Origin of the sequence: Streptococcus mitis, assembly GCF_003944325.1 — a bacterium.
GTDB lineage: Bacteria > Bacillota > Bacilli > Lactobacillales > Streptococcaceae > Streptococcus > Streptococcus mitis_CW.
The window spans coordinates 34,947-45,220 of sequence record NZ_RJPX01000017.1 but is presented as its reverse complement, the minus strand read 5'-3'; the positions used below and the strand labels follow the sequence as shown (position 1 = coordinate 45,220).

Here is a 10,274-nt window from a genome sequence, read left to right as displayed (position 1 = left end):
TACCCAACCAGAAGGTCGTCCAGCTCTTACAACAATCGTTAAAAATGGTGAAAATGGCCAAACACCGAAAGTTAAAGCAGAACGTGATGAAGCTAAGAAACAAACGACTCTCACCTTCTACATTGATAAAGATGGCGATGGTAATTACACAGAAGGAACAGATACGCTCGTTCAAACATCAATTGTCAAAGATGGACAAGACGGAGCAGCTGGACAAGCAGGACGTGATGGTAAAGAAGTATTAAACGGGAAAGTAGATCCAACACCAAGAGACGGAAAAGATGGAGACAGCTTCGTTAATACTGCCACAGGAGATGTCTTCGTCAAGAAGAACAATGCCTGGGAACAAGCAGGCAATATTAAAGGTCCTAAGGGTGACAAGGGCGAAAATGGTCGAGACGGCTTCACACCAGAGGTAAGTGTCACAGACAATCACGATGGAAGCCATACCATCACCATCACGCAACCAGAAGGTCGCCCAGCCCTTACAACAACCGTTAAAAACGGGGAAAATGGCCAAACACCGAAAGTTAAGGCAGAACGTGATGAAGCCAAGAAACAAACCACTCTAACCTTCTACATTGACAAAGATGGCGATGGTAATTATACAGAAGGAACTGACACTCTCGTTCAAACCTCTATTGTGAAAGATGGCCAAGATGGAGCTACAGGTCAAGCAGGACGTGATGGTAAAGAAGTATTAAACGGGAAAGTAGATCCACAACCAAGAGACGGAAAAGATGGAGACAGCTTCGTTAATACTGCCACAGGAGATGTCTTCGTTAAGAAGAACAATACTTGGGAACCAGCAGGCAACATCAAAGGACCAAGGGGTGACAAGGGAGAAAATGGTCGAGACGGCTTCACACCAGAAGTAACAGTGACAGACAACCATGATGGCACACACACCATCACTATCACTCAACCAGAAGGACGTCCAGCTCTTACAACAATCGTTAAAAATGGTGAAAATGGCCAAACACCGAAAGTTAAAGCAGAACGTGATGAAGCTAAAAAACAAACTACTCTAACCTTCTACATTGACAAAGATGGCGATGGTAATTACACAGAAGGAACTGATACGCTCGTTCAAACATCCATCGTTAAAGACGGTCAAGACGGAGCAGCAGGTCAAGCAGGACGTGACGGTAAAGAAGTATTAAACGGAAAAGTAGATCCAACACCAAGAGACGGAAAAGATGGCGATAGCTTCGTTAATACTGCCACAGGAGATGTCTTCGTTAAGAAGAACAATACTTGGGAACAAGCAGGCAACATCAAAGGTCCAAAAGGTGACAAGGGAGAAAATGGTCGTGATGGCTTCACACCAGAAGTAAGTGTTACAGACAATCACGACGGTAGCCATACGATTACCATTACGCAGCCAGAAGGACGTCCAGCTCTTACAACAATCGTTAAAAATGGAGAAAATGGCCAAACACCAAAAGTCAAAGGTGTTCGTGATGAAGCTAAAAAACAAACTACTCTAACCTTCTACATCGATAAAGATGGCGATGGAAACTATACAGAAGGCACAGATACGCTCGTTCAAACATCCATCGTTAAAGACGGTCAAGACGGAGCAGCAGGTCAAGCAGGTCATGACGGTAAAGAAGTTCTAAATGGCAAAGTAGATCCAACACCAAGAGACGGAAAAGATGGAGACAGCTTCGTTAATACTGCCACAGGAGATGTCTTCGTTAAGAAGAACAATACTTGGGAACAAGCAGGCAACATCAAGGGTCCTAAGGGTGACAAGGGAGAAAATGGTCGTGACGGCTTCACACCAGAAGTAACAGTGACAGACAACCATGATGGTAGTCATACGATTACAGTTACGCAACCAGAAGGCAGACCAGCTGTCACAACAACAATTAAAAATGGAGTAGACGGACAAACACCAAAAGTCAAAGCTGTTCGTGATGAAGCTAAAAAACAAACTACTCTAACCTTCTACATTGACAAAGATGGCGATGGTAATTACACAGAAGGAACTGATAAGCTCGTTCAAACATCAATTGTCAAAGACGGACAAGACGGAGCAACAGGTCAAGCAGGACGTGACGGTAAAGAAGTATTAAACGGAAAAGTAGATCCAACACCAAGAGACGGCAAAGATGGCGATAGCTTCGTAAATACTGCCACAGGAGATGTCTTCGTTAAGAAGAACAATACTTGGGAAGCAGCAGGTAACATCAAAGGTCCAAAAGGTGACAAGGGAGAAAATGGTCGTGACGGCTTCACACCAGAAGTAACAGTGACAGACAACCATGATGGCACACACACCATTACTATCACCCAACCAGAAGGCAGACCAGCTGTCACAACAACAATTAAAAACGGAGTAGACGGCCAAACACCAAAAGTCAAAGCTGTTCGTGATGAAGCTAAAAAACAAACTACTCTAACCTTCTACATTGACAAAGATGGCGATGGAAACTATACAGAAGGCACAGATACGCTCGTTCAAACATCCATCGTTAAAGACGGCCAAGACGGAGCAACAGGTCAAGCAGGACGTGATGGTAAAGAAGTATTAAACGGAAAAGTAGATCCAACACCAAGAGACGGAAAAGATGGAGACAGCTTCGTTAATACTGCCACAGGAGATGTCTTCGTTAAGAAGAACAATGCATGGGAACAAGCAGGCAACATCAAAGGACCAAAGGGTGACAAGGGTGAGAACGGTGAAGTCGGACCACAAGGACCGAAAGGTGAAGATGGAAAAACTCCTGAAGTAACTGTAACACCGGGAAAAGATGGACATAGTTCTGACATTACATTCACTGTTCCAGGAAAAACTCCGGTAACAGTAAATGTTAAAAATGGCGAAAATGGTCTAAATGGGAAAACTCCAAAAGTTGATCTACTACGTGTCGAAGGACAAAACGGAAATCCATCTCATACAATTGTGACATTCTATACTGATGAAAACAATGATGGTAAATACACACCAGGAACTGATGAACTTCTAGGTTCTGAAATGATTAAAGATGGAGCTAAAGGTGCTGACGGACGTGATGGTAAGTCATTGCTCACTGTTAAAGAAGGTAAAGAAACAAAAGTTTATCAAGAAGATCCAGCTCATCCAGGTCAACCGTTAACTCCTGACAGACCTCTTGCAGTAATTAGAGATGGGGTAGACGGAAAATCACCAACTGTAACTGCTGCTCGTAAGGAAGAAGTTGATCATAAGGGAGTAGAGATTACTGTTGATAATCACGATGGTTCACAACCGACTACAGTATTTGTTCATGATGGAGCTAAAGGCGAAACTGGAGCGAATGGTCAAAATGGACAAACACCTACAGTTACAACTCAACGTGGAGTAGATGGACATAGTACAGTTGTAACCATTACAACACCAGGAAAAGAACCAGTAACATTTACAGTTAGAGATGGTCTAGATGGACATAATGGTAACAATGGACGAACTCCTAAAATTGATTTACAACCATATGTTAATGGAGAAGATTCCTTTAGAAGAGCTAGAAGAAGTGTAGGAAATAACCCGGATGAAGTATCAGGACATCCTAATTCTAGAGCAACATCTTCTGATAACGCAGATGGTACTCATGTTACAGTTTATTTTGATAATAATGGAAATAATCATTACGATCCGGGAGTAGATGAGTTAATCAGTGAACGTGATGTATTGAACGGAGTTAATGGAGAAAATGGTGCTAGTGGTAGAGACGGACGTAATGGATCTGAACTTTTAAGTGGAAATATTGCACCAACTCCAAAAGATGGAAAAAACGGAGATACTTATATTGATAGTTCAACAGGAGATGTCTATAAAAAACAAAACGGAGCATGGAATAAGACTGGCAATATAAGAGGACCTCAAGGAGCAAAAGGAGATACACCAGAAGTTACAGCTAAACCAGGTGCAGATGGACATAGTACAGACATTACAATTACAACACCAGGAAAAGATCCTGTTACTGTAAATGTAAAAAATGGTAAAGACGGAAAATCTCTAATTGCTAAAAAAGAAGGTAATGAAACTAAAATTTTTGTGGAAGATCCAGCAAATCCAGGTCAACCATTGGATTCTACAAAACCACTTGCCACAGTTTTAGATGGGCTAAAAGGTGATAAAGGTGAAAATGGTGCAGATGGCAAATCACCAGTTGTTACTGTAACAGATAACGGAGATGGAACACACTCTATTACCGTTCGAAATGGAGATGGCTCTGAATCAACTACTAAAGTTAAAGATGGTAAGGATGGTAAAACAGCTACTATCACAACAACAGAAAATCCAGATGGAAGCCATACAATTACTGTAACAAATCCAGATGGAACTTCTAAAGAAACAGTTGTTAAAAACGGTAAAGACGGCAAGACTCCAAAAGTTGAAGTAACAGATAATAACGATGGAACTCACACTGTTAAAGTGACAGATGGAGAAGGTAATATTACAAATGCTATTATCAAAGATGGTAAAGACGGTAAAGCTGCAACAGCAACAACTACTGAAAACCAAGATGGAAGCCACACAGTAACTATTACAAACCCAGATGGAACTAAGAATGAATTTGTTGTGAAAAATGGACGTGACGGGGTAGATGGACGTACTCCAACAGCATCTGTTCGTGATAATGGAGACGGAAGTCATACAATTGTTATTACAAATCCAGAAGGTGTGACAACTGAAACCACAGTTCATGATGGTAAATCACCAAAAGTTACTATAACTGATGAACAAAATGGAACCCACAAGATTTCAGTTCTAAATGGAGATGGAACAACTACTGAAACAATCATTAAAGATGGTAAATCACCAGTAGCAACTGTGACAGATAATCATAATGGTACTTACACAATTCGTGTAGAAAACGGTAATGGTACTGTTTCTGAAACTACAGTTCGTGACGGTAAATCACCAACTGCTAAGGTTGTGGATAACGGAGATGGCACTCACACGATCACAGTTGTGAACTCAGACGGTACAACTACAACAACTACAGTTCGTGATGGTAAATCACCAAAACTTGAAGTGATTGATAACAACAACGGTTCACACATTATTAAGGTGACAGGAACTGATGGTAAAGAAACTACAACTACAATCTTTGATGGTAAATCACCAAAAGCGAACATCGTCGATAACGGAGACGGAACTCACACATTGACAATCGTTGATTCTGATGGCCGTGAATACAAATCTATTATCAAAGATGGCAAAGATGGCGTTTCACCAACTGTAACTGTTAAAAATAATAACGATGGAACTCACGTTGTTACAATTACTAATCCGGATGGAAGTAAGACAGAAATGGTGATTAAAGACGGTAAAGATGGTAAATCACCAAAAGTTTCTGTTGAAGATAATGGAAACGGTAGTCATACAATCACAATCATCAATTCTGACGGAACTGTGACAAAAACAGTTGTTAAAGACGGTAAAGATGGTCGCGATGGACGTGATGGCAAAGACGGTAAAGACGGTAAAGACGGCAAAGATGGTAAATGTGGATGCCAAGACAAACCAGTAACACCATCAAATGACAAACCAGTCCCTCCAACACCTAATGTGCCAGAAAGACCAACGTTTGCAATGCCAGAGCCACCAGTTTACGAATTGCCAGAATTCAACGGTAGTGTGCCAGGAATGCCAGAAGTTCATGAATTGCCAGAATTCAACGGTGGTGTGCCGGGAATGCCAGAAGTCAATGAACTTTCTAATCCAGAAGTTCCAGGGATGCCAACACCTCCGGTACAAGAAATTCCAGAGTTTAATGGCGGAGTACCTGGTATGCCAGAAGTAAATGACAAACCAACTTCAAACACTCCTGAAGTTCCAACACAATCAAATCCAAATGTACCAGTTCAACCGGTAACACCATTAACTTCTAACCCAGTAGGACCAACTACAGGTAAAGAAAATCATGGGGACAAATTACCAGAAACTGGAAGCCAATCTGATTATATCTCTGTTCTTCTAGGTAGCGGTATTCTATTGAGCCTATATGTAGGTCGAAGAAAAGAAGATTAATCAGTCAAAAGCAGTCACTAATTTCTCGAAAGAAGATGATAAGTGATAGATCTCGAATGAAAGAATATTCTTAGAATGATTTTCCTATGATGGAAAAGACTGCTAAAAACCTTGAGTGGTAACGCTCAAGGTTTTTTTGGATGGCTGATGTTTGTCTGAAAATCTTGATTGAGTCTAAAAAAGCCACCCTATTAGGTGGCTATAATTGATTTAGACTTTCTAAAATTTTCTATTTTTTACTGAATCGCTGCGACCAAGTCTTGAGCTTGTTTTTCAAGCGAGTTTAGGACTGTTTCTTCAAGAACCAATTTTCCGTCTGCCCAGGCAGAGTCATTGACATGTGCAGCAGTGAAATCACCAACGACTTGTGTACGGATAAATGGCAAGAGGTCTTTGTAGATAGCAAAGAGTTTATCGTGACCTGCATTGGCTACAGATGATACGGTGACAAACTTGTCTTGAAGGGCAGAAGCTCCACGTGTATCAGACAAGTCAAGGGCGCGAGATAGCCAGTCAAGCAAGTTTTTCACTGTACCAGGGATAGAGAAGTTGTAGACTGGAGAGAAAATCCAGATGGCATCAGCAGCGAGAACCGCTTCACGAGCAGCAGCCACTGCTGGATGAGTTGGAACTTCCAAATCTTGGCTAAAGAGAGGAAGGGATGAATAATCGAGGTAGCTAACTTCCGCTTTACCAGCAAGTGCTTTCTCAGCTTCGAGGGCCATTTGGTGGTTGAAAGAACCTTGACGTAGTGATCCGACGATAAATAATACTTTTTTAGACATGATGTGTCTCCTTTTTCTTAAATTTCCGAGAATCCTCTCGTTGTTATAATGTATATTACAACAAAAGAAAAGGACTTGCAAGAAATCTGCTCAGAGTTTATTTGAAAATTATAAAATCACAGAAACTATAGTCATTTTCGACTTAAAAAGTAAGAACTGTTTCCGTTGGATTCTGGTCTTCTTCGATTTTCTATGAGTATTCCAATATTCTCTTGTATTATGATTAGATAAGTGCTAAAATAAACAAGAAAACTCGTAATAGAAATCGCAGAACAGCTATTTTCCGGTATCATTTCATAAATCATTAAAGGAAAAATAATGGCATTGAAGAATGCTTCTAAAAGGGGTGGAGATTATGTAAGGCAAAGATTAACAAGTGACGGACAAAAGAAATAATAATACACTTGTTAAAGGAGAAAAGATGTTAATAAGAAATTATCGGAAAAATATTGGCCTGATGGCCGGAGTTGAGTTTTTTGCATTTTTAGGGATTACTAGTTTTTGGATTCTCTTTCTCAGTCAAAATGGAATGTCTCTTTGGCAGATTGGACTTCTGGAGAGTATTTTTCATACGACCAGTCTTCTCTGTGAAATTCCATCTGGTATGTTAGCTGACCGCTATTCCTATAAGACTAACCTTTATTTAAGTCGAATAGCAGGGATTGTGTCTTCCATTCTCATGTTGGCTGGGCAGGGAAATTTTTGGATTTATGCACTAGCTATGGCGGTGAGTGCCTTGTCTTACAATTTTGATTCAGGAACAAGCGCAGCAATGGTTTATGATTCAGCTGTGGAAGCTGGACTCAAGAAGCGTTACTTATCTATTTCAAGTTTCATGTCAGGAGTAGCAGAAGGAACTCGGTCTTTGGGGACAGTGTTGGCGGGATTTTTTGTCCATGGTCAATTGCACCTGACCTACTATATCATGATTGCCACTTCTATCATAGTTCTTGTCTTGATTTGGATGCTGAAAGAACCCAGTGTCAAGGTAGAAAAAGCTGATAGTGTGACCATGAAACAGATTATTTGGACTGTTAAGGAAGAGTTGGAGCGAAATCCCATGCTCTTCAACTGGATGATTTTGTCTCAGATTGTTGGTACACTCATGTGCATGTTTTACTTTTACTATCAAAATCAGTTACCGGATTTAAGTAGCTGGCAAATTTCAGCAGTTATGCTACTTGGTAGTCTCTTAAATATCCTTGCAGTCTATCTAGCGAGTAAGATTGGAAAGAACTATGCTGCATTGAAGCTTTTCCCTATCCTCGTCCTGCTGACTGGAGTTACCTACCTGCTGTCCTACTTTGGAACACCTCTAATCTATATTTTGGTTTATTTGATCAGTAATGCTCTATATGCTCTTTTTCAGCCGATTTTTGACAATGATTTGCAAGAGCGCCTCCCAAGTGAAGTAAGGGCAACCATGCTAAGTGTCTACTCTATGATGTTTAGCCTAAGTATGATTGTCTTCTTCCCACTGACAGGGTGGTTGATTGACAATTTAGGCTTTGTGATAACATTTCTTTATCTAGGATTATTTTTAGTCTTGATTAGCCTTCTACTGCCTATCTTTTTAGGAAAAATGGCTAAAAGAATGGATGATAAAGTGATTCTATAAAGTAAAAGAACTTACGAAAACTTGAGTACCAAAGCTCAGGTTTTTTAATAGGTTGATTTTGGAGCTGTCTTTACTTTTCTTGCTCGGTTTTAATCAAGAAAAATCGGTTTACTTTGAAGGAAGAAATAAAGTGCGATTGTTCTTATATTCACTTGTAATAAAGCCCAATAGATGGTAAAATAGACGAGTGAAAAAAAGACAAAAAAAAGCAAAAAATAATCTACTGTGGCAGTATGGTCTAGGGATGACGATTTTGTTTGTGGTTATCAGTGCTTCCTTTCTGTATCTAGTGTTTCTGAGTATGAAACCTTATCAAACTGCTAAAAGTGAAGGAGAAAAATTAGCTCAGCAGTATGCAGGATTAGAGCGGGCTGATCAGGTTGATTTATACAATGGCTTGGAATCTTATTACAGCGTTCTTGGTCGTAATAAAAAACAAGAAGCACTTGCTGTCCTGATTGGAAAAGATGACCATAAAATCTACGTTTATCAGCTAAATCAAGGTGTTTCACAAGAAAAAGCAGAAGCGGTTTCTAAGGAAAAAGGAGCTGGTGAGATTGACAAGATTACCTTTGGCCGTTATCAAGACAAGCCAATCTGGGAAGTTAAGTCAGGCTCTGATTTTTATCTAGTAGATTTTGAAACAGGAGCATTGGTCAATAAGGAGGGCCTATGAAACTATCCAACCGTGTTTTAGAAATGGAAGAAAGTGTGACCTTGGCTGCTGGAGCCCGTGCCAAAGCACTCAAGGCTGAGGGCAGAGATATTTTGTCTCTAACCTTAGGTGAGCCAGATTTCACTACTCCAAAAAATATCCAAGATGCCGCCATTGCATCGATTCAAGATGGGCGTGCTTCTTTTTATACAGTAACCTCAGGCCTGCCAGAACTTAAGGCAGCGGTCAATACCTACTTTGAGCGCTTTTACGGCTATTCTGTAGCGCCAAATCAAGTGACAGTCGCTGCGGGAGCCAAATATTCTCTTTATACTTTCTTTATGGCCGTGGTCAATCCTGGCGATGAAGTGATCATCCCAACCCCATACTGGGTCAGCTATGGAGACCAGGTCAAGATGGCTGAAGGGGTACCAGTCTTTGTTCCTGCTAAGGAAGACAATCATTTTAAGGTGACTGTAGAGCAGTTGGAAGCAGCTCGCACAGACAAGACCAAGGTTTTGGTGCTGAATTCGCCATCCAATCCGACAGGTATGATTTACACCCGTGAGGAGCTCTTGGCAATCGGAAACTGGGCTGTAGAAAAGGATATTCTCATCCTAGCAGATGATATCTATGGGCGCTTGGTCTATAATGGCCATGAATTCACACCGATTTCTAGCCTATCGGAAGAGATTCGCAAGCAAACAGTGGTCATCAATGGTGTGTCTAAAACTTATGCTATGACTGGTTGGCGGATTGGCTATGCCGTCGGAGAAGCAGAAATTATCGCTGCCATGTCCAAGATTGCAGGTCAAACAACTTCAAACCCGTCAGCAGTAGCCCAATATGCAGCAGTTGAGGCTCTATCAGGTGAGCAAGATACTGTAGAAAGCATGCGTCAGGCTTTTGAGGAACGACTCAATACCATCTATCCCCTACTTGCTGAGGTGCCTGGATTTGAAGTGGTCAAACCGCAAGGAGCCTTCTATCTCTTCCCAAATGTCAAAAAGGCCATGGAGATGAAAGGCTATAGCGATGTAACAGCATTTACAACCGCTATCCTAGAAGAAGCCGAGGTAGCCTTGGTAACAGGAGCTGGATTTGGAGCGCCAGAAAATGTCCGCCTCAGCTATGCGACAGACTTAGACACGCTTAAAGAAGCAGTTAAACGCTTGAAAGCATTTATGGAAAAATAAAAGAAAAGGAAAAATA

At 41.0% G+C, this 10,274-nt stretch carries 5 protein-coding genes; 4 read left to right on the top strand and 1 reads right to left on the bottom strand.

Translation table 11 applies throughout. The features are described from left to right. Positions 1-6,004 (top strand): LPXTG cell wall anchor domain-containing protein (locus D8787_RS06205; RefSeq protein WP_125421838.1); only part of this gene is annotated, 6,004 nt, incomplete at its 5' end. A 236-nt stretch (positions 6,005-6,240) separates the two neighbouring features. Here D8787_RS06205 and D8787_RS06200 read toward each other — a convergent pair. Further along, complete coding sequence (locus D8787_RS06200) at positions 6,241-6,789, bottom strand: NADPH-dependent FMN reductase (RefSeq protein ID WP_125421835.1); 549 nt, start codon at positions 6,787-6,789, stop codon at positions 6,241-6,243. A 421-nt stretch (positions 6,790-7,210) separates the two neighbouring features. On the opposite strand from D8787_RS06200, the gene D8787_RS06195 reads away from it, so the two are divergent. From D8787_RS06195 to D8787_RS06185, 3 genes are all read left to right on the top strand, one after another. Continuing rightward, positions 7,211-8,407 carry an MFS transporter gene (locus D8787_RS06195; protein WP_125421832.1) on the top strand — a complete coding sequence of 399 codons (1,197 nt, stop codon included), beginning with the start codon at positions 7,211-7,213 and terminating at the stop codon, positions 8,405-8,407. A 187-nt stretch (positions 8,408-8,594) separates the two neighbouring features. After that, a complete protein-coding gene (locus D8787_RS06190; protein WP_185776763.1) occupies positions 8,595-9,083 on the top strand; it encodes a DUF5590 domain-containing protein in 489 nt (162 codons plus the stop codon). Beyond that, positions 9,080-10,258, top strand: a complete 1,179-nt coding sequence (locus D8787_RS06185; protein ID WP_125421829.1) for a pyridoxal phosphate-dependent aminotransferase — start codon at positions 9,080-9,082, stop codon at positions 10,256-10,258. The genes D8787_RS06190 and D8787_RS06185 overlap by 4 nt, the downstream gene beginning before the upstream one ends. Positions 10,259-10,274 lie beyond the last annotated feature (16 nt).